This window comes from Veillonella sp. CHU594 (assembly GCF_003992265.1).
In the GTDB taxonomy this organism is placed as follows: Bacteria; Bacillota; Negativicutes; order Veillonellales; family Veillonellaceae; genus F0422.
The window spans coordinates 69,152-90,706 of the sequence record NZ_RQVB01000001.1 but is presented as its reverse complement, the minus strand read 5'-3'; the positions used below and the strand labels follow the sequence as shown (position 1 = coordinate 90,706).

23 protein-coding genes are annotated in these 21,555 nt (G+C 40.0%); 21 read left to right on the top strand and 2 right to left on the bottom strand.

Features of this window, described 5'->3' with window-relative positions:
• Window positions 1-170 precede the first annotated feature (170 nt).
• The 3 genes from EO111_RS08255 (at window position 171) to EO111_RS00455 (ending at window position 1,212) form a co-directional block, all read left to right on the top strand.
• The gene (locus tag EO111_RS08255; RefSeq protein ID WP_164727575.1) at window positions 171-317 is read left to right on the top strand and encodes a hypothetical protein; all 147 of its coding nucleotides are present in this window, start codon (window positions 171-173) and stop codon (window positions 315-317) included.
• Window positions 317-709 (top strand): type II toxin-antitoxin system death-on-curing family toxin, encoded by a 393-nt coding sequence (locus EO111_RS00460; RefSeq protein WP_038144450.1) that lies wholly within the window; start codon window positions 317-319, stop codon window positions 707-709. The genes EO111_RS08255 and EO111_RS00460 overlap by 1 nt, the downstream gene beginning before the upstream one ends.
• A 119-nt stretch (window positions 710-828) precedes the next feature.
• The gene (locus EO111_RS00455) at window positions 829-1,212 is read left to right on the top strand and encodes a thioesterase family protein (RefSeq protein WP_127010183.1); all 384 of its coding nucleotides are present in this window, start codon (window positions 829-831) and stop codon (window positions 1,210-1,212) included.
• 334 nt (window positions 1,213-1,546) lie between these two features.
• On the opposite strand, the gene EO111_RS00450 is transcribed toward EO111_RS00455, so the two are convergent.
• Together EO111_RS00450 and EO111_RS00445 are read right to left on the bottom strand one after the other, a co-directional pair.
• Window positions 1,547-2,143, bottom strand: a complete 597-nt coding sequence (locus tag EO111_RS00450; RefSeq protein WP_127010182.1) for an ECF transporter S component — start codon at window positions 2,141-2,143, stop codon at window positions 1,547-1,549.
• 9 nt (window positions 2,144-2,152) lie between these two features.
• The gene (locus EO111_RS00445; RefSeq protein ID WP_127010181.1) at window positions 2,153-2,995 is read right to left on the bottom strand and encodes a pyridoxamine kinase; all 843 of its coding nucleotides are present in this window, start codon (window positions 2,993-2,995) and stop codon (window positions 2,153-2,155) included.
• Between the two features lie 172 nt (window positions 2,996-3,167).
• Between EO111_RS00445 and EO111_RS00440 the strand changes: the two genes are divergently transcribed.
• The 18 genes from EO111_RS00440 (at window position 3,168) to EO111_RS00355 (ending at window position 21,381) form a co-directional block, all read left to right on the top strand.
• On the top strand, window positions 3,168-4,724 hold the full coding sequence (locus tag EO111_RS00440; RefSeq protein WP_062401361.1) for an ABC-F family ATP-binding cassette domain-containing protein: 1,557 nt from the start codon (window positions 3,168-3,170) through the stop codon (window positions 4,722-4,724).
• Window positions 4,725-4,733: 9 nt separating this feature from the next.
• Complete coding sequence (gene folE, locus EO111_RS00435) at window positions 4,734-5,300, top strand: GTP cyclohydrolase I (protein WP_127010180.1); 567 nt, start codon at window positions 4,734-4,736, stop codon at window positions 5,298-5,300.
• Window positions 5,293-6,126, top strand: coding sequence for a dihydropteroate synthase (folP, locus tag EO111_RS00430; RefSeq protein ID WP_127010179.1), 834 nt, complete (start codon window positions 5,293-5,295; stop codon window positions 6,124-6,126). The genes folE and folP overlap by 8 nt, the downstream gene beginning before the upstream one ends.
• Window positions 6,126-6,488, top strand: coding sequence for a dihydroneopterin aldolase (gene folB / locus EO111_RS00425; protein ID WP_009353117.1), 363 nt, complete (start codon window positions 6,126-6,128; stop codon window positions 6,486-6,488). Before folP ends, folB begins: the two co-directional genes overlap by 1 nt.
• On the top strand, window positions 6,488-6,967 hold the full coding sequence (gene folK, locus EO111_RS00420) for a 2-amino-4-hydroxy-6-hydroxymethyldihydropteridine diphosphokinase (protein ID WP_127010178.1): 480 nt from the start codon (window positions 6,488-6,490) through the stop codon (window positions 6,965-6,967). Before folB ends, folK begins: the two co-directional genes overlap by 1 nt.
• A gap of 101 nt (window positions 6,968-7,068) precedes the next feature.
• The gene (locus EO111_RS00415; RefSeq protein ID WP_127010177.1) at window positions 7,069-8,013 is read left to right on the top strand and encodes a phosphodiester glycosidase family protein; all 945 of its coding nucleotides are present in this window, start codon (window positions 7,069-7,071) and stop codon (window positions 8,011-8,013) included.
• A gap of 8 nt (window positions 8,014-8,021) precedes the next feature.
• On the top strand, window positions 8,022-8,924 hold the full coding sequence (locus EO111_RS00410) for a hypothetical protein (RefSeq protein ID WP_009353093.1): 903 nt from the start codon (window positions 8,022-8,024) through the stop codon (window positions 8,922-8,924).
• A gap of 119 nt (window positions 8,925-9,043) precedes the next feature.
• Window positions 9,044-9,364 (top strand): hypothetical protein, encoded by a 321-nt coding sequence (locus EO111_RS00405; RefSeq protein WP_009353121.1) that lies wholly within the window; start codon window positions 9,044-9,046, stop codon window positions 9,362-9,364.
• Between the two features lie 256 nt (window positions 9,365-9,620).
• Window positions 9,621-11,027 (top strand): pyruvate carboxylase subunit B, encoded by a 1,407-nt coding sequence (locus EO111_RS00400; RefSeq protein WP_009353080.1) that lies wholly within the window; start codon window positions 9,621-9,623, stop codon window positions 11,025-11,027.
• Window positions 11,028-11,190: 163 nt separating this feature from the next.
• Entirely contained in the window at window positions 11,191-11,490 is a 300-nt protein-coding gene (locus EO111_RS00395; protein ID WP_126940729.1) for a septum formation initiator family protein, read from the top strand.
• Window positions 11,491-11,588: 98 nt separating this feature from the next.
• Window positions 11,589-12,497, top strand: coding sequence for a phosphatase (locus EO111_RS00390; RefSeq protein WP_127010176.1), 909 nt, complete (start codon window positions 11,589-11,591; stop codon window positions 12,495-12,497).
• The gene (gene tilS, locus EO111_RS00385; protein ID WP_127010175.1) at window positions 12,484-13,779 is read left to right on the top strand and encodes a tRNA lysidine(34) synthetase TilS; all 1,296 of its coding nucleotides are present in this window, start codon (window positions 12,484-12,486) and stop codon (window positions 13,777-13,779) included. Before EO111_RS00390 ends, tilS begins: the two co-directional genes overlap by 14 nt.
• Before the next feature lie 22 nt (window positions 13,780-13,801).
• Window positions 13,802-14,338: a hypoxanthine phosphoribosyltransferase gene (hpt, locus tag EO111_RS00380; RefSeq protein ID WP_009353069.1), complete on the top strand. Its 537-nt coding sequence runs from the start codon at window positions 13,802-13,804 to the stop codon at window positions 14,336-14,338.
• 75 nt (window positions 14,339-14,413) lie between these two features.
• A complete protein-coding gene (gene ftsH / locus EO111_RS00375) occupies window positions 14,414-16,321 on the top strand; it encodes an ATP-dependent zinc metalloprotease FtsH (protein WP_009353116.1) in 1,908 nt (635 codons plus the stop codon).
• A gap of 214 nt (window positions 16,322-16,535) precedes the next feature.
• Complete coding sequence (locus tag EO111_RS00370) at window positions 16,536-17,519, top strand: biotin--[acetyl-CoA-carboxylase] ligase (protein WP_127010174.1); 984 nt, start codon at window positions 16,536-16,538, stop codon at window positions 17,517-17,519.
• Between the two features lies 1 nt (window position 17,520).
• A complete protein-coding gene (locus tag EO111_RS00365; protein WP_009353081.1) occupies window positions 17,521-18,288 on the top strand; it encodes a type III pantothenate kinase in 768 nt (255 codons plus the stop codon).
• Window positions 18,272-19,282 (top strand): tRNA dihydrouridine synthase DusB, encoded by a 1,011-nt coding sequence (gene dusB / locus EO111_RS00360; RefSeq protein ID WP_127010173.1) that lies wholly within the window; start codon window positions 18,272-18,274, stop codon window positions 19,280-19,282. The genes EO111_RS00365 and dusB overlap by 17 nt, the downstream gene beginning before the upstream one ends.
• Window positions 19,283-19,548: 266 nt before the next feature.
• The gene (locus EO111_RS00355) at window positions 19,549-21,381 is read left to right on the top strand and encodes a carbon starvation protein A (RefSeq protein WP_009353099.1); all 1,833 of its coding nucleotides are present in this window, start codon (window positions 19,549-19,551) and stop codon (window positions 21,379-21,381) included.
• The last annotated feature ends 174 nt before the right edge of the window (window positions 21,382-21,555 follow it).

Below are 21,555 nucleotides of genomic sequence, written 5' to 3'. Positions count from 1 at the left end.
TTATGCATACCAAAAAGTGGGTACCAACGTCGAAAGACGTGGTACCCACTTTGCTTATCTTTATCAAGAAAAAATAGAAAATATCCAATAAAAGTGTTAGAATAGAGTCAAATCATATCATGTATTAATTATAATACATGTAATATCGTTATGAGATTTAGGAGGGTATGATGAATACAGATGATACAAATAATAAAAAAAATATTAAAATTATTACTAGTGAGAATAATAAGGAATTAGAAAAAAGGCTTAAAGAACTTTCACGAGAATTGATTGTAGAAAATTATGAATTATATAAAGAATTAGAGAACTGCTAATGGATAAAATTATTCATCTCTTGTTACAAGATATACTAAACTTTCATTCTGATTTGGAAAGACAGTTTGTACTTTTACCTGGAATAAGGAATATTGGATTATTAGAGTCAGCTATCTCTACAGCGTTTCAATCTTTTGGTGGATATGACTTATATCCTACAGTACATGAGAAGGCAGCACAATTATGTAGAGGAATAGCAAAGAATCACCCATTTATAGATGGAAACAAACGAACTGCATTACATTGTATGTTTATATATTTAAAGGCCAATGGATATATAATTAATACTACTCTAGAAGAAAAGAAATCTTTAATTATTGATATAGCTTCTGGTGAGAAGTCTTTTGAAGACATTGTTAATTGGCTTCGTGTGTATGCAGAAGAAATATGAAAAATAATATGTTTATCTCTAAAAGAAATTTGCACATATAATAGAAAAAACTCCCCTAAAGTGCTAGAATGAAATCAAATAATAGTCTGTATTACTGTTAATATTAGAAAGGAGTTTCTATGGCAATCGAGATTGGACAAGTTGGTATGGCTACGGTGGTAGTGGAAGCTAATAATACAGCGGAGTATATGGGGAGCGGTACGTTACCTGTATTTGCCACACCTGCGATGGTAGCATTGATGGAGAAAGCAGCCTATACAGGAATTCAAGGTGATTTAGGAGATGGCGAAGGATCCGTTGGGATTCGCATGGAAACAAGTCATGAAGCGGCTAGCCCATTAGGAGCAACTATAACGGCAATGGCAACGGTAGTAGCAGTGGACGGTAGAAAAGTAACCTTTGAAGTAGTCGCTAAAGAAGGTGAAAAAGTTATCGGCCGTGGCACACATGAACGGTTTATTATTAATAATGAGAAGTTCATGGCCAAGATCGTCACTGGTTAAGTTATGTAGCCTGTGGCGTTTGTAACTAAATTATATAAAGGGAAGAGCAGTGCATATTCCTTCGCAAACGGTATTTCATAATGTTTGCTCAGGAACACGCACTGCTCTTCATATATTAGTGCTATTTGGATAGTAAAGAACGCCACAAGGCTACTACACATAAGGGCGTTCCTTACTTAAACATGTAAGAAAAAGCCTAACGAATGAGGTCTAGCCACCTCAATACGTTAGGCTATTTCAATTTTAGTACCTTGAGATGAGCCTAACGCCTTCGACACGTTATTGGCTCTCTTTTGTTGTGTCTAGTATACCATACTTTCAAGGGTATGACAAATTATTTACGAGGGATACGGCGTAGGATCGGGATTAATAGCAAGGCTACTAAGATGCCGATGCCACTAGTTAGGAAGGATGCAGGGAGTCTTGTGACGGCAGCGATATAGCTATCCAGTACAACCCACCATGCTACGAAGTACCCTGCAGCTGTCCAAATAGCACCTACTAGCATAGCTAATAAGATGCGAGGGGTAGATATGGAACGAGCAGGAATGGAAGGTCTCCAACCTACTGTTAATACACCTACAATCACGCCCGCTAGTCCTTTGATTACGATGGAGAATAAGGTGTATTGGGAATGGCCCATGATGAGGTCAAAAATGCCAGACCCGATGGCGCCAGCGAGCCCTGCATAGAATCCGCCGAATACGGATGCTATGGAGAATAGGGCAGCGGAACCAAGATGTACCATGGCACCTGTTGGTAAAGGTACTTTAATAGTCGTAAACACGATGCATAAGGCGGATAATAATCCGACATAGATAATATCTTTTGTTGTGGATCTTGAGCTAGTAGATATAGCCGGTTGTGTATGCTGAGACGTTGCTGTGTTAGTAGATTGGGTCATATCATTGTTTGTTTTGTACGTGTTCATGAAACCTCCTTATTGTGGGTCTGGAATAGAAATTAAACGATCTAATAATAATTCAAGCGCTAAGCCGTCACGAAGAGAACCGATTGTTTTGTGGGTGAATTTGACTGCCTCTGTAGTAAATTGACCGGCAATGCGAGATGCCTCTTCTGGTGTATAGCCACGTAATACGAGGGCTGTTAAAATAGCTGTGAAAGTATCCCCTGTGCCGTGGGCCTTCACCTGTACTAATGGATTGGATACCCAAGTGATAGTATCTGTACTACCCCGATAGACGGCGATGAGGGCGGAATCCTCAGATGGTAAGCTAGATAAGACCACATATTCTGGGCCTTGCGCATGTAAGCGGCGACACATATCATAGATAATCTCTTCCGATTGCGGTGTAGGGTCATAGGGCATGTCTAAGAGGAAACAAGCCTCTGTGTAGTTCGGCTTAATGATGAAAGCTTTGGTGATGAGTTTACGCATTTCTTTCACCATTTCCTCGTTGTAGATGGAGTAGAGTTTGCCGTCATCTGCCATAGCGGGATCTACGACAACTAATTTATCTTTGCCGAATCGTTCGATGGCATCTTCAACAAGACGAATTTGCTCAGGTGATGCGAGGAAACCACTTTGGATGGCGTCGAAAGTGATATTATTTTTATTCCAACAGTTGTAGAAACTTTCAAGGTGATCCGTAATGTCCACCATTTCAAAATTAGGATATTCTAAATGATTGCAAAGTACCGCTGTTGGTAATGGGATAGGTTGGCACCGTAAAGCGCTCACTAAAGGTATGAATACAGTTAGTGAACAACGGCCTACAGAGCTCATATCTTGTATAGATAAGATAGTAGGTACATGATTCATGGGATATACTCCTTTTTGTTAGTATTAGAATACTATTAGTATACACTTTCACAGTGTCATGCGTAAATACACAGAAAATATAAAAATAACAGGACAGATGTTTAAAAACTAGAAATTATTGTCATGTTAACGTATAATAAAAGGATACATAACGTTAGTTTGGAGAATGAATATGAGTGTTTTAACTGTAACCAATGTAACCCATGGATTTGGGGCAAGACAAATACTAGATGATGCCTCCTTCCGTTTGCTGAAAGGCGAACACGTAGGCCTGATCGGCGCCAACGGAGAAGGAAAGTCAACATTTTTAAATATCATAACAGGGCACTTGATGCCTGATGAAGGAAAAGTGGAATGGTCCAATCAAGTGACGGTGGGTTATTTGGATCAGCACAGTGTATTAGAGAAAGGGATGACCATTCGTGATGTATTACGAGGGGCTTTCGATTCTCTATACGGTATTGAACAACAACTGCAAGATGCCTATTTAGAGATGGGCGATTGCTCTGAGGACAGAATGAATGAGCTTATGGAGCTCACTGGAGAGTGGCAAGAGATGCTAGAGCAGCGTGGATTCTATGAAATCGATGCTACCATTGAACGAACTGCGCAGGGTTTAGGCTTGATGGATATCGGTCTAGACCGTGATGTGATGGATCTCAGTGGTGGTCAACGGACGAAAGTGTTGCTCACAAAGTTGTTGTTAGAACAACCTACTATACTGTTGTTGGACGAACCGACAAACTATTTAGACGTGGACCATATTAAATGGTTGCAAAACTATTTACAAAATTATGAAAATGCCTTTATCTTAATCTCTCATGATGTGGAGTTTTTAAATTCTGTGGTGAATGTGATTTACCATATTGAACAAGCTCAGCTCACACGATACACAGGAGACTATTACCAATTCCTAGCTGCCTACGAAGTAAAAAAACAACAAGCCTTACGTGCCTATGAGCGACAACAGCAAGAAGTGGCAGATATGAAGGATTTCATTCAGCGAAATAAAGCCCGTGTAGCGACTCGTGGTATGGCAAACTCGAGAGCAAAGCGGTTAGAAAAAATGGAAATCTTGGAGAAACCACAAGAAAAGATAAAACCATCTTTTGGATTTAAAGAGGGACGAACCCCAAGCCGTTTTATTGTGGATGCGAAGGATCTTGTCTTGGGCTATGATGAGCCCTTGACACGTCCTGTAGAAGTGGTGATCGAACGAGGTAAGAAAATAGCTATTCAAGGCGTGAATGGGTTAGGAAAAACAACCTTATTAAAAACCTTATTAGGTATGATTCCCGCTCTATCTGGAAAGATAGAAAAAGGTGAGTTCTTACAAATTGGATATTTTGCTCAAGAAGATAGTCGAGATAATTCTAAAACGGCTTTAGACTATATTTGGGATGCCTATCCGTCCCTGACTAATTCTGAGGTGCGTGCAGCTTTGGCTCGTTGTGGACTTACCAATGAGCATATTACCAGTCAAATGCGCGTCTTATCTGGTGGGGAAAATGCAAAAGTTCGCCTATGTAAATTGATGCAAGAGTCCTATAATGTGCTTGTCTTGGACGAACCGACGAACCATTTGGATGTGGATGCAAAAGCAGAATTGGCGCGGGCATTACAAGCTTTTAAAGGAACCATTGTCCTAGTTTGTCATGAGCCTGAGTTTTACGAATCTTGGGTAACGGATATTTGGACTATCGAAGATTGGACCACGAAAATTATTTAGGAGATGACTATGAAAGAACAAGCTATAATGGGTGTACGCCAATTATTAGAAGGTCTTGATATTAATTTAGAGACAAAGGGCATGACAGATACGCCCAAACGTGTAGCTACGCTGTTTGAAGGCTTGTTTTCTGGGTGTCATAGCACTGGAAAAGAGGCGTTAGGTGATGTATATCCTACGGAGCATACAGGCCTTGTATCAGTGAATCACATCCCCTTTTATTCGATTTGCGAACATCATTTAATGCCTTTCTATGGCAAAGTACATATTGTGTATCAACCACGAGATGGTAAAGTATTTGGCTTGGGCCGATTGAAAGCATTAGTGGATGTCTATGCTAAGCGTCCACAATTACAGGAACGATTGACCCATGACATTGCCACATCTTTAGTGGAAGATGGCGATGTATTGGGTGCCATGGTAATGGTAGAAGCCACCCATTTATGCATGCTTATGAAAGGTGAAGTAGCACAGGAAACCGTAGCAAAAACGATGGTAGCCACAGGTATATTAGAATCCATGGGGACATTACGCGAGGAAGCATTGGTGTTATTAGGAGGTAACGATCATGTTTAAGTACCGCAAGTACAACTGGCAAGATGGTAAACAATTAGAGCTAAAAGACCGTACATTAATTATGGGGATTTTGAATGGAACTCCAGACTCTTTTTCTGATGGAGGTCGTTACAATACTTCTGACACAGCCGTAGCCCATGCAAAACTAATGATAGAACAAGGGGCAGATATTCTTGATGTAGGCGTAGAATCTACGCGTCCTGGGCATACACAAATCTCTGTAGCAGAAGAATTAGAGCGTATGAAAGAAGTACTGTTGCCAGTTCTAGAATGCTCTACTGTACCTGTATCTGTGGATACATACCGAGCAGAAACAGCTGATTTTGCCTTATCGCAGGGGGCTCATATATTGAATGATATATGGGGCTTAAAATATGATAAGGACATGGCAGCGGTGGCGGCAAAATATGATGTGCCAGTCATTATTATGCATAACCAAAATAGTACTGATTACGATGACATTATCGATGATATGAAGGCATTTTTCTTCTCCTCGGTGGATCTAGCTTTGAAAGAAGGAGTAAAACCGCAAAATATTTGGCTTGATCCAGGTATTGGTTTTGGCAAAGATTATGCTCAAAATGTGGAAGTAATCCAACGGTTAGGAGAAATTACAGTGTATGAATATCCTGTCTTATTAGCGCCTAGCCGTAAGCGTTTCATCGGAACCATACTAAATGATATTCCCGCGGATCAACGAGATGAAGGAACAGTAGCTACTTGTATTACAGGGATGATTCAAGGTGTAGATATGGTGCGAGTTCATAATGTGGAAATGCATAAGAGGGCAATTACCGTAGCAGATGTACTATTACGAGGTGAGTAATGGACAGAATTAATTTGAGAAACATGGCATTCTATGGGTATCATGGTAATCTACCAAGTGAAAATGAATTAGGTCAACGATTCTTTGTGGATATTTCTATTGGTGTAGATTTGACGAAACCTGGACAATCTGACAGTATTGAAGATTCTATTAATTATGCAGATGTATACGAACGGACAAAAGCTATTGTAGAAGGACCGTCACAACGACTGATTGAACGGGTTGGTACACTCATTGCAGATGATTTATGGAATACCTATCAAGGGATTGTAGGGCTTTCAGTGACAGTGCGCAAGCCAGAAGCGCCGATCCCCGGTGTGCTAGATTATGTAGAAGTAGTGATTACACGAGGGCAATTATAATGTATACCTATTATATTGGTATCGGTTCTAATCTAGGTGACCGAGAAGGATATTTAGCATTTGCGGTGAATCAACTAGTAGGTATACAAGGTGTAACTGGTGTAGAGCATTCGAGCTGGACAGAAACGCCACCATGGGGGCCAGTGGAGCAAGGACCATTTTTAAATGGGATTCTGAAAGTAAAGTCCACCTTAGAACCTCTGACCATGCTAGAAACTATATGGCATATTGAGCGTTTAGCGGGTAGACAGAGAGAGATCCATTGGGGACCTAGAACATTAGATTTAGATATTGTGTGGATAGAAACTGAAGCAGGTCAAGTTGTGTGTGTAGAAGAACCTAATTTAGTGGTACCTCATCCCTATTTTTGGGAACGCCAATTTGTGTTGGAACCGTTGCGAGAGGTGTATCCTCACTTTTCCTATGAAGGAGTATCTATTTCTGATCGAATAGAAGAGTTACGAGTATTGGAGTCTTAACAGACATTACACATAGCCTATCGTATTTACTTAGGCCTGTTGGTATTACGACAACAGTATATCTGCAGTATAGGATAGGAATAGATAAAGGAGCATATTATATGGGTTCTTTTTTTAGAAAAGCATGGGTAAAATTTATCCTTCTCATGTTTATATTTACAGCTATTACATCACCTATCGTGGTGTTGTTTGGCCCTTTTGATAACATTAAACGCACCGTAGTAGGCGCTATTTTACGGTCTCGACATCCACATTATATTACGTGGCTCTATACGCCTGAAGAAATACAAAAAATTGTGGGTACAGTTGGGACTGGTGAAAACCAAGAATTATTTAAGTTTGATGTAAAAGAAGATACTACATTGAATTTGCGTAAAATTGAGTCTAATCGGTATACGGGATATTTACTAGAAATTCCAGATCCACGAAGAGTTCAGGTAGCTACAGCACCTCATCTTAATGAAAAAGGCGAGACGACTAGTAATATTGCTCGTTTAAATGGGGCAGTAGCGGCTATTAATGGGGGTGGATTCCATGACCCTAATGGGACAGGAACAGGGCGTTCTCCGTATGGATTTATCCTGCATGATGGAGAGTATGTATTAGGTAAAGATGTAGGACCTGATGAAGATGTAGATTTCATTGGTTTTACGAAATCTGGTAACTTAATTGCTGGTACTTACAACAAGCGTGAATTGAAAGAGATGGGAGCCAAAGAAGGTTTAACTTTCGGTCCACCGCTTATCGTAAATGGTAAGAAGATGATTACTGATGGTGATGGTGGCTGGGGCATTGGACCTAGAACAGCCATTGCTCAAAAGAAAGATGGGACGGTCCTATTCTTAGTCATTGATGGACGTCAAGCCTACTCTGCTGGAGCTACTTTGCGTGATGTGCAAGATATTTTATACCAAGAAGGGGCTGTGATTGCAGCTAATTTGGATGGTGGTTCTAGCACCACGTTGTTCTATAATGGTAAAACTGTGAACAAGCCTGCAGATTTGTTAGGTGAACGCATGATTCCTACTGTATTTATCGTGAAATAGGAGAGTCTATGAATACCTTTGGAAAAGTAACAACAGCCTTTTTGCTAGGCTTAGTTTTGCAAGGTGGTGTCTACCTGTATTTAGACCAAGTATACTTAGCGCCTACTACAAATTTTCAGGTGATCAATGGCGAGGAAGTAGATAAAAACTTTCCAGATGTGAAAGAGGGAACTCGCTATTACTCTCATGACCATAAATATATGGCTGTAGTGGAACAAAATCGTGTGGATATATACACGGCTGGTAAAGAAGCTCCTGTTACTTTGGATTTAAAAGAACGGGAAGTATCTTATTTTGAATGGATGTCAGATCGTAATTTAGCCATTGTTGGTTTATTTGGTGGCCGTCATAATGATGTGATGTTAGCTCGTATTGACCCAGAAGCACCAGAACATGAAATTGATACAACTATTAATTCTGTTCCTAATGGATCGCGTATTACAGATGTGGCGTACTCTGCGGCAACGAATGTAGTCTACATGAAGGTCCGTGTCGGAGACGGTGCATATCGTGTATATCGTACAGATGCAAACTATGATACGCGTCGTGTCTATATGCAAGCGTCTGATATTGGGCGTATCGGCATGTTCTACAATGAAGATCGGTTCTTCTATGATAATGTACGTACTGGAGATGTATTTATGTTCAATGGTACAGAAGGTGGATGGCGTGCCATCAACCCTCCGGGAAAATTCCGTTTAATCGGTGTTACCCAAGGTCAATTGATTTACATTGTTAAAGTGGATGATAAAAATCGTGCCTTAGAGGCCTATGAAGGTAAACTAGGGGTAGGGTTTAATAAAGTTTATACCTATGATAACCCAACAGAATTATCAGAAATTACTGTAGATTCTATCTTAAAGGATAAAGAGACTGCTAAAGATAGCGGTTCTTCTGAGAAAAAGCAATAAAGAATTATACGATACATGTAACTTTCAGTAATAAAATTCACTGTCTTTCATAAAAAGCTATAACAATTAGTCATAATAGAAACAAAATTGTGGGACATATGGAAAGAAGGAACTAAAAAATGGCGAAATTTAAAATCCAAAAAGGATTAAGTGATGCGGACATGATGAAAGGGTTTGTGGAAACAGAAACCTTTGAGACTGCTATATTGAAAGATAATGCCAGTACAGGTAACAAACTAGGGGCCAAAGTAAAGTCACATAAAACGGAAGATGATTTTTATCAAGAGTTTTTAACAGAGCGGATAAAAACAGAAATTGGCAAGTTGTTGCTAGCGATAAAAATGGATTATTTTAAAGAGGATGTAAAAGACTTTTCTATTCAGGTAAAACGAAATGGTCAACATATTGTGTTAGAAACAGCGCCTAAAAAAGTGAAATAGATATACATCAGTTGACAATGAATATCGAAACAAAAGTGGTGAAACCCCTCTAAAATAGTGGATATACATGTAACTACATCGATAAAATTCATATGATTAAAAAGCATGTATTTAGGTTGACAAAGATGGCGTTTAGTAGTCTAATATAGTTATGTACATTATACATGAGATAACTGTTACTCATGTATTTAATAATTCCCTTTCTATCAGGTGGTAGAGTCTTGATAGAAAAGGGTCAATGTGAAGGAGAAGGATTATGAGTGCAAAAAGAGTAAGATTAGTAGAAACAGTTCTTCGTGATGGTCATCAATCTATCTTGGCTACACGTATGCGTATGAGCCATATGCTTCCAGCATTACAACAATTGGATGAAATTGGTTATGATGCTTTGGAATGCTGGGGTGGTGCAACATTTGATAGCTGTATCCGTTTCTTGGATGAAAACCCATGGGAACGTCTTCGTACATTAAAAGCAAACTTAAAAAACACACCATTGCAAATGTTACTTCGTGGCCAAAACTTATTGGGTTACAAACATTATGCTGATGATGTAGTAGAAGCATTCGTTCGCAAAGCAAAAGAAAACGGTATGGACCGCATCCGTATTTTCGACGCATTGAACGATCCTCGTAACATGCGTGCTGCTATCGAAGCTGGTAACAAAGCAGGCGTTCATGTACAAGGTACTATGGTTTACACAATCAGCCCTGTACACACTAACGAAAGCTTCGTAAAAGTAGCTAAAGAATTGAAAGAAATGGGTATTGATTCCCTTTGCATCAAAGATATGTCCGGCTTATTAGCTCCATACGATGCAGAATCCTTAGTAAAAGATTTGCGCAAAGAATTTGGCGAAAAATTCGATATCGATTTACATAGCCATTTCACTTGCGGTTTAGCATCTGCTACTTACTTAAAAGCAGTTGAAGCTGGTGTTGATATTATCGACACTGCATTGAGCCCATTCGGCCATGCAACTAGCCAACCTGCTACTGAATCTATCGTTGAAATCTTCAAAAACACTCCATACGACACTGGTTTAGATCTTGCTAAAATGCGTGAATTAGCTACATACTTCCGTGGCGTTCGTAAAGAAATCGCTGATGAATTCGGTTTGACTCCAGCTCATGAAGTATTACCAGAAGTTCGTCATTACCAAATTCCTGGTGGTATGTTGTCCAATACTCAAAATCAATTGAAAGAAATGGGTATGGCTGACAAATTCTTCGACGTAATGGATGAAATGCCTCGCGTTCGAGAAGATCTTGGTTTCCCTCCATTGGTAACTCCAACATCTCAAATCGTTGGTACAATGGCTATGATGAACGTGTTGTTCCAATCTCAAGGATTGCCTCGTTACAACACTACACCAGCTGAAGTAAAAGACCTAGTTCGTGGTAAATACGGTCAACTTCCAGCAGCTGTAAAACCAGAAATCAAAGAATTAATCATTGGCGACGAAACTCCTATCACTCATCGTCCAGCTGATGACGTAGCTCCAGAAATGGAAAAAATGCGTGCTGATCTTGAAGCTAAAGGCTTCACTGGCGTAACAGAAGAAGACGTATTAACATACGCAATGTTCCCAGAAGTAGCTCTTCAATACTTCGAAAAACATGCAACACCTGTAACTCAAAAAGTATTGAACTACAAAGGTGAATAGTTAATCCTTACATTCACATATAAAAAGCGACCTCCTAGTGGGGTCGCTTTTTATTGTATATCATGGAGGCATCGTAGTAGTCGCACTCTTTTATAGGAAGTGTACACGGAAATGCCTACATATGCTATAATACAATTATAGATACAATACAGGAGTGATAGGTATGGCAAATGTAAATGGAAAACCGAAAGGATCGGCAAAGAGAAAAGTAAATAGAAAATTAGACAAAGTTCGCTTAGCCTTGTTTATCTTGTTTGCCATAGTAGTAGTGCAGCAAGTATATACAATCTATAGTTTACATCAAGAAAAACATCAACTTGAACAGCAGTTGCAAGAATTAAAGAAAGAAAATGAAGATTTATCAGAACAAAAAAAGTTATTAGAAGATGATAAACATATCGAAGGTGTAGCACGGGAAGAACTAGGCTTAGTTAAGCCAGGGGAAGTTCCCTATGTTCGATAAGGGAAAGTGATACAAGAGTATCACTTTTTTTGTGTACACTATGGATAGACTATAGATATAATTGTAAATAACTAGGGATAGAAAGTTGAGCGATAAAAATGGAACAATGTATAGTAGAACAAGGCAGCCGGATTGGAATTGTGGACTTAGGTTCTAACTCGTTTCGGGTATTGTTGGGGACCTATGATGGTTCGCAGTGGCAGAATGAACCGAAGCAATTATGGACTACACAATTAGGTAAACGTCATAGTAATGGACTATTAACAGAGGAAGCTATGGAGCGTGGTGTTCAGGCTCTCAAAGAAATAGACGCGGTACTCACTGACTATGGGGCTACTATCCGCATTGGTCTTGCTACGAGTGCCATTCGAGAATCAGAAAATGGTAAGGACTTCTTAGAGAAAGCCAAGCAAGTGTGTCCTATGGAGTACCGTGTACTAAGTGGTGAAGAGGAGGCTACCTATGGATTTATAGGGGCCACGGTTTATGAACATCCAGACTTTCACTATGCTACTATTGATGTAGGGGGAGGAAGTACGGAAATTGCCTTGGGTGATGCGAACCATGTGTACTTTACAAAATCCTATCCCGCTGGTGCTGTGCGTATGCAAGATATATCTAGGGAGGGACCCCAACGTGTATGGGAAGAAACTGTGCGTATGTGGGATGAACTACCCATTGAAGGGACGTTTGGCGAGTTTATTGGTATTGGTGGCACCGCAACATCCTTGGCGGCCATAGATTTGCAAATGGAAAGTTACGATCCTAGACGAATACAGGGGCATCGTATGGACCGCGGTACTATTGAAGCTATGATATTACAGCTTCGGTATATGAGTCGTGAAGAACGGTTGGAAGTGAAAGGTTTGCAACCAGGGCGTGTAGATATTATTGTGCCAGGGGCCGAGATTATTACATCTCTTATGGATACGTATCAAATTGGATCGATTGTGGTCAGTGAAGCTGATGGATTAGAAGGGTGGCAAGCGCAATATGGTGCAAAATAAATCCTATTATTCTTGGGCGCCTTTGGTGACTAGTTTGTTAGATGCCTATGAAAGTCAAGGAGATTTGCACACCAGTATAGAAGTGGAAAAGGCCAATGAAACACGCAAATATGTGGAGATGGTTGTGCCCTTGCTGACGATGGAAGAATTGGCTGAGCAAGTAGATAACAGTCGCACCGTGTTGAATAGATACTATGGAGAGAATTGTATTGATCAGTATCATACGTATCGACACCGTATGTATCAATCTACTATCCCTATGAATCGTAGTCGAGAGAAAGCCTTATATGGAGATATGTGGGCTACTGTGTTGCGGTTTCGGCAGGCAGTGACATCAGCGATGGGGGATTCAGTAACAAAAGATACGCCTCTATTGTTAGCCTGTTCCGGTGGGGTAGATTCTATAGCCTTATTACATTATTTTTATATAGAGGGATTCACGAATGTAGGCGTATTTACTATGGACCATGGACTTAGAGTAGAGGCTTTAGAAGAAGTGGAGCTAGTAGAATGGTATGCCATACAATTTGGTATGCCCTGCTATACAGTGCATGAACATGTTGGTGATAAGGCCAAAGAGGAAGGTATATCCTTTGAGATGATGGGGCGTCAATTGAGGTATACTCATCTGCAAGATATTGCAGAAGATAAGGGATATGAATATATTGTGACGGCTCATCATTTAGATGACCAAGGGGAAACAATCTTAGCTCACTTGTTACGTGGAACTGGACTAGAGGGTTTACAAGGAATGAAAATTATCACAGAAAATCTGTGGAGACCTTGTATATCTTTACCTAAACAGGTATTACAAGATTATGCTAAGTGGTTGCAGTGTTTTTATGGAGAAGATGTGTCTAACCAAGACACGACCTATGATAGGAATTGGATTCGACAAGTCCTGATACCTACCTGTACGGAAAGGTATCCACAAACAGTGAATGCCTTGTATCGATTAGGTGCATTGGCGCAATGTGATACCTCCTATTTTGAGCAAGAGGTGACACGGCTAGAATCGGACTATGTCAGTCATGATGAAACTGGCATAGTGTTGGATAAACGAGGACTGATGGGTAAGCATGATGCCTTAGTGAGCCGACTATGGAAACGAGTACTAAGCCTTTATGTGAAACCAGAACAATTGAATCAGGCAGTTATAGATGGTTTATGTTCTTTAGTCAAGGGTCCAAAGGGAAAAGAATTTCGTTTCCGTCAGGTGCAAGTTTTGACGTCATATGATACAATTAAGGTTGTTCTATGTAGTGACATAGAAAAGAAATAGAGCTAACTAATAAGGAGTTACTATGATACCAGAAGTGAAAGAATTATTGCTTTCGGAAGAACAAATTCAAAAACGAGTGGCGGAATTAGGTCGTCAAATTACAGAAGATTATAAAGGTAAAGAAATTGTCCTTGTAGGTGTATTAAAAGGGGCCATTGTATTCTTTACAGATTTAGCACGTCATATTGAAGGCGATGTAAAAATGGATTTTATTTCCTGCTCTAGTTACGGTAGTAGTACTGTAAGTAGTGGGGTAGTTCGTATTTTAAAGGATTTAGATCGTCCTGTAGAAGGAAAACATGTGATTGTAGTAGAAGATATAGTAGATACTGGTACAACCTTGTCCTATTTACTAGAAAACTTGCAATCTCGCAAAGCGGCTAGTGTTCGTCTTTGTTCCTTGTTGAATAAACCAGATCGTCGTAAAGTAGATGTTTATGTAGACTATGAAGGCTTTGTCATCCCAGATGAGTTTGTCATTGGATATGGTTTAGATTACGATGAAAAATATCGTCAATTGCCGTATATTGGCATTTTAAAAGAAGAAGTCTATCAATAATCGTTGATATATTCGACAAAATTTGATATGATAAATAAGTATCAATTTAGATTATAGATGAGAAAGGAGAAAAATTTGAAGCGAGGCTTAAAAAACGTACTCCTCTATTTGTTGATAATTGTCGCAGCAGTGGCAGCGATTAACTCTTTTTCTGAAGGTACAAAAAATAAATCAGAAATTACATATACATCGTTCCTACAAGAGGTGCAACGAAAAAATGTAGAGAGTGTCACAATTACAGGGGATCATTCTATTACAGGTAAATTAAAATCTGGTACAGAATTTGCTACCTATGCACCAAGTGATGCAGGTATTTTTGCAAAACTGTCTGAAGGTGGTGTTGATGTAACGGCGCAACCACCTGAGCAACCAGCTTGGTGGGTTAGCTTATTAACATCTGCCTTACCAATTGTATTAATTATTGGATTCTGGTTCTTTATGATGCAGTCTACACAAGGTGGATCTGGTCGCGTCATGAACTTTGGCAAATCTCGTGCTAAAATGCAGGGAGAAGGTAAAGTTAATGTGACCTTTAAAGATGTGGCTGGTGCAGATGAAGCTAAGCAAGAATTGGAAGAAGTCGTTGAATTCTTACGTAATCCTGGTAAATTTAATGCGATCGGGGCTAAAATTCCAAAAGGGGTCTTATTGTTTGGCCCTCCAGGGACAGGTAAAACCTTGTTAGCACGTGCTGTAGCAGGGGAAGCAGGAGTTCCATTCTTTACCATTAGTGGATCTGACTTTGTAGAAATGTTCGTTGGTGTTGGTGCCTCTCGTGTGCGTGACTTGTTCAGTCAAGCTAAGAAAAATGCACCATGCATTATTTTCATCGATGAAATTGATGCAGTAGGTCGTCAACGTGGTGCAGGCCTTGGTGGCGGTCATGATGAACGTGAACAAACCTTGAACCAATTGTTGGTAGAAATGGATGGTTTCGGTGCCAATGAAGGTATTATTACCATTGCGGCTACGAATCGCCCAGATATTTTAGACCCAGCTTTATTACGTCCAGGTCGTTTTGACCGCCAAGTGACAGTGGGTCGTCCAGATCTTCGTGGTCGTGAGGCGATTTTACAAGTGCATGCTCGTAATAAACCGTTGGATCCAGATGTGGATTTAAAAACGATTGCGAAAAAAGTACCTGGTTTTACCGGTGCTGATTTGAGCAATTTATTAAATGAAGCAGCGTTGTTAGCAGCTCGTCAAGATCGTAAATCCATTTCCATGCATGACTTAGAAGAAGCTAGTGAAAAAGTAAGCTATGGTCCTGAGCGCAGAAGTCATGTGGTGAGTGAAAAAGAACGTGAATTGACAGCATACCATGAATCTGGTCATGCCATTGTGGCTCATTTATGGCCCAATGCAGATCCTGTTCATAAAGTAACAATTATTCCTCGTGGTAGCGCAGGTGGTTACACCATGATGCTCCCACAAGAAGAGAAAAACTATATGACACGTTCCCAATTGCTAGCACAGATTCGCGTGGCTTTGGGTGGACGTTGTGCAGAGGCGATTGTACTGAAAGAAATCAGTAGTGGTGCTTCTGGAGACTTACAAATGGTGACGAACATTGCTCGCGAAATGATTACTCGTTTGGGTATGAGTGATGAGCTAGGACCATTGGTATTTGGTGAACATCAAGAACAAGTCTTCTTAGGTAAAAGCTTAGGCTCTGAACGTAATTATGGTGAAGCAGTAGCTGAAAAAATTGACAATGAAATGCATCGCATTGTAGCAGAAGCATACGGTGATGTAATGAACTTGTTAACAGAAAATATTGATTTCTTACATAATATGGCGAAAGCTTTATTAGAAGAAGAAACAATTGATGCTAAGCAAGTGGAAAACTTGTATCGCTATGGTACTTTACTAAGTCCAGAAGAAGCACAAGCAAAAGCAGAAGAGGAAGAGAATAGTAAGAAAACTCCTCTAGAAGTAGCAGGTATCGTGATGCCAGATAAAATTGATGTATCAAAAGAATAATCTAAGATGCTAATAGGAAGGTATCTTCCCCTAGGGGAAGGTACCTTTTGTACATATTAGATTTAATCAAGGTGTATTATGAGAGCCCTTTTTGTAGGTGTACCAAATTGGCATAGCTATGGATGGTGAATTACTTAGAAAAGACTTGCTTTTTATGTAGGACCTCTGTACAATCGTATTGTAAACCTCGATAAAGGTAAGGAGGCGACAAGCCGTGAGAGATGAAATACTAGACTTTTTAAAAGAAAACAGAAATCAATTTGTATCTGGGCAAGCGATGTCAGAGGCTTGCCAGGTGTCACGTACAGCGATTTGGAAGCATATAGAAGTACTACGTAAACGAGGCTATGTGATAGAATCTTTTACAAAAAAAGGGTATCGGTTGCTAGAAGAGCCGAACCTGATTAGTCCTGAAGAGATGGAAGGGGTATTACAAACAAAATCCTTTGGCCGTTATTATGTATATGAAGAACGGTTAGATTCCACAAATAGTATCGCAAAGGCCTTGGCTATGGATGGAGTTCCAGAAGGTACAGTGGTATGTGCAGAAGAACAATCTTCCGGTCGTGGTCGCTTATCTAGAGGTTGGTATTCTCCCTATGGAAAAGGGCTTTGGTTTAGTTTAATTCTAAGACCCAAGTTCTTACCTATGGAAGCGTCAAAATGTACCTTAATGGCAGGAGTTGCCTTAGTGAAAGCATTCCGTACCTTGGGGCTTTCAGAGGCGGGCATCAAATGGCCGAATGATATATTGGTAGGGTCTCGTAAAATGGTGGGTATTCTAACAGAAATGAATGGCACTATGGAAGAGATTAACTATATTGTCTTAGGGATTGGTATCAATACGCATACGACGATAGAAGAAGTTAGCGAGGATCTGAAAGATAAAGTCATGTCTTTTGCTATAGCTGGGATAGAGATAGATCGCAAAGAGGCCTTCGCTGTAATTTTAAAAGCCTTAGAGGATCAGTATGAAAAGGTGTGTCAAGAAGGCTTTGACTCTACCTTGGAAGAATGGAAAGAGTATAGTGTAACTTTATATAAAGAAGTACTGGTAAAAGCGCCAGATAAAGATTATATAGGGTATGCTAAAGATTTGGATAGAGATGGAAATCTGATCGTTCAATTAGAGGATGGACGTGAGGAACGTATCATAGCAGGAGATGTGTCCATACGCTCCGCTGGAGGAGGATATTAAGATGTTATTAGTTGTAGACGTAGGGAATACGAATATCGTATTAGGCGTATATGAGGGAAAAGAAATTATGGCTCATTGGCGCATTTCTACAGATCGTGGGAGAACTACTGATGAATATGGCATGTTGTTGAGCAATTTATTTCTTCATGATCCAAAGGTGAATAAAGAGGATGTGGAAGCTGTCATTATTTCTTCTGTAGTACCTCCGTTGAACCCTACGTTAGAGCGTGTGTGTTTGCGCTATTTTCACAAAAAACCATTATTCGTAGGCCCTGGTATTAAAACAGGTATTTCTATTAAATACGAAAACCCTCGTGAACTAGGAGCCGATTTAATTGTAGATGCGGTGGCTGCTTATGAAAAGTATGGTGGAAACTTAATTATCATTGACTTTGGCACAGCGACGACGTATTCTGCTGTATTAGACGGTGGTATATACTTAGGTGGGGCTATATCTCCTGGTATTGGCATCTCTGCAGAAGCCCTGTTTGGTCGCACTGCTAAGTTACCAAGAATTGAAATTAAAAATCCTGGTCCTGTCATTGGTCGCAATACAGTTGGTGCTATGCAGGCAGGCGTATTATTTGGATATGTTGGACAAGTGGAAGGCATTGTGGCTCGTATGAAACGAGAAATGCCAGAGGATACAAAAGTGGTGGCTACTGGAGGCTTAGCGCCTCTCATTAGTGCTGAAACTGATGTGATTGATCACATTGATCCAATGATGACATTAGAAGGATTACGACTTATTTATGAAAGAAATCAATAATACATCCTGGCACATAGGACATGTCATAATTCCTGGCCGTATTGGGTTAGCACCCATGGCTGGATTTAGCGATGTGTCCTATCGCTTATTAGCAAAAGAAATGGGAGCCTCTTTCGTGTGTACGGAAATGGTGAGTGCCATGGGGATTAAATACAATAATGAACATACAAAAGAATTGCTCTATATGGAAACCGTAGAACAGCCTGTTTCTATGCAAATTTTTGGGTCAGATCCAGAAGCCATAGCCATTGGAGCAAAAGTAGTAGAGGCAGCGGGAGCGCCTATAGTAGATATTAATATGGGCTGCCCTGTGAAAAAGGTAGTATCCTCTGGAGATGGCTCTGCGTTAATGAAGACTCCAGAGTTAGCCATGAAGGTGGCGGAGGCAGCTGTGAAAGCGGTACAAATTCCAGTGACTGTTAAATTGCGTCTAGGTTGGGATGAGACGTGTATCAATGTAGTGGATATGGCACAACGCATGGAATCTGTAGGAGTAGCTGCAGTAGCTGTGCATGGTCGTACTCGTGAACAGATGTATAGTGGTAAGGCCAATTGGGATTACATTAAAGAGGTGAAGTCTGCTTTGCAGATTCCAGTCATAGGTAATGGTGATGTGAACTCTCCAGAAAGTGCGAAAGCGATGTTGGAATACACCGGCTGTGATGCGATCTTGGTAGGGCGTGCAGCGCAAGGAAATCCGTGGCTATTTCGACAAATTAAAGAATACCTAGAAACAGGTAGCTACAGCCCTAGTCCAACGGGATCAGAGCGAATTACTATGCTCTTACGTCATTATGAGTTGCTATGTCACTATAAAGGTGTGGACTTAGCAACTCGTGAGATTCGAACGCATGCTAGCTTTTATATCAAAGGATTGCCAGAGGCAGCAAGATGGAGAAATGCTCTCAATGTTGCTATGGGACGTGAATCATTTATCAACGTTGTAAATGACTATAAAGCATACTTGGAAAGCCGTTCGGGGCATACAATGTAAGGTGTTTTGTGCATTCTGAAAGGGCATGAAATCTTATTATATTGAGAATAAAGAAACTTCATAAGCCTAGAATGTATTGTAAATACGGAGTTTCTTTAAGACTAAATCAGTACCATTATGAGAAATAGTAAATTGACATGGATGATATTTGTAACTATAATTAAATCAGAAATACCAATTTACTTTTTTGCATAGATCATAGGGTGATGTCATGCAATGAATGGGTATATATAGCGTGACTCATCCAACATTTAGGGGGTGTATGTATGGTCATGAATGGTATTTATTTAGTTATTGCCTCAGCGTGTATCTTAATGTTAGGATATCGTTTTTATGGGGCATTCATAGCGGCGAAGGTGTTAACTTTAGACAAGTATCGAATGACGCCGGCTATGGTTCACAATGATGGACATGATTATGTGCCTACAAATAAATGGGTCACATTTGGTCATCATTTCGCAGCAATTGCTGGGGCAGGTCCTTTAGTGGGACCGGTAATTGCAGCACAATTTGGGTACTTGCCAGGTACTCTGTGGATTCTTATCGGCTCCGTATTTGCTGGTGCAGTCCATGATATGGTTATTCTATTTGCGTCTATTCGTTATGATGGTAAATCCATTGCGGATATTACCCGTGAAGAGATTAGCAAAATTGCAGGTTTAGGTGCTATGCTAGCGACGTTATTCTTGCTTGTTATTACATTAGCAGGTATGGCAGTAGTAGTAGCCAATGCGCTTCACGGCTCTGCTTGGGCATTTTTCTCAGTGTTTGCAACAATTCCTATTGCAATTTTTATTGGTATTTATCTACAATGGTTGCGTCCGGGAAAAATTCAAGAAGCAACAATCATTGGGGTTGGTCTTATTTTTGCAGCTATTATCTATGGTCCCAATGTAGCGGCTAGTGAATATGCATCTTGGTTTATTTATGATTTGAAAACAATTGAAATTATGTTAGCTGTCTATGGCTTCTTCGCAGCAGCATTACCAGTTTGGTTGTTATTAGCTCCTCGTGATTACCTATCTACCTATTTAAAAATTGGTACTATAGGAGCCTTAGCACTTGGTATTCTAATCGTTATGCCTGAAATCCAAATGCCAGCAGTGACAGAATATATTTGGGGTGGCGGTCCTGTATTGAAAGGTTCTGTATTCCCATATATTTTCATTACCATTGCTTGTGGTGCTTTATCTGGGTTCCATACGGTTATCGCAACAGGTACAACACCTAAAATGTTAACAAATGAAAGAGAAGTATTACCTATCGGTTATGGTGGTATGTTAACAGAATCTTTCATTTCTATGATGGCAATGATTGCAGCTACTGCACTGCATCCAGATGATTATTTTGCAATCAACTCTACGGCAGAATCTTTTAGAGCCTTGGGACTTCAAGTGCATGAATTACCAGCGTTATCAGCTCTAGTAGGGGAAGACTTGATGCATCGTCCTGGTGGCGCTGTATCCTTAGCAGTAGGTATGGCACATATCTTCTCTCGCCTACCTAATATGGATCATTTATTGGGCTATTGGTATCACTTCTGTATTATGTTTGAAGCCTTGTTCATCATGACTTTGATTGATGCAGGTACTCGTGTAGGTCGTTACTTATTACAAGAATTACTTGGCTTATACTGGCCTAAATTCAATGACCAACATTGGGCTCCTGGTGTATATGGTTGTGCTGCATTGATTTGTATCATGTGGGGATACCTAGTATTACAAGGCAACATTGGCACAATTTGGCCATTATTCGGTGTATCTAACCAATTATTAGGTACGATGACATTGGCAGTAAGTACAACAATCATCATGCGTTTAGGGAAAAAACGGTATGCTTGGGTAACAGGTGTTCCAACTATTCTTATGGCGATTGTAGCAGTCGCTGCTGATATTGAAAACGTATTCTTCAACTATATTCCAGCTGGTAAATGGATTTTAGTGGCCTTCTCTGTAGCTATGTTTATTATGATTCTTGTTGTATTAGTAGAGGCAATTCGTAGTTGGATTCGATTATCTACATTACCACAAGATTTTAGAACACAAGAAGAAGTAGAAGCTGAAAGTTACGCTAAATTAGCAAAACAAGCAGAAGCATAATATACATAATTAGTATGTTAATGAAATAGACATGGCTCCTTGGGGACTATGTCTATTTTCATATTTTTCTTGCAATTCAGACTAGAATGTTGTACAATAATAAGGCTTATTGATGGTAAGCATCTTCCTACCCCTATGTAAGATAGGGGCGTTAGTCCGAAAGAGGAGGTGATT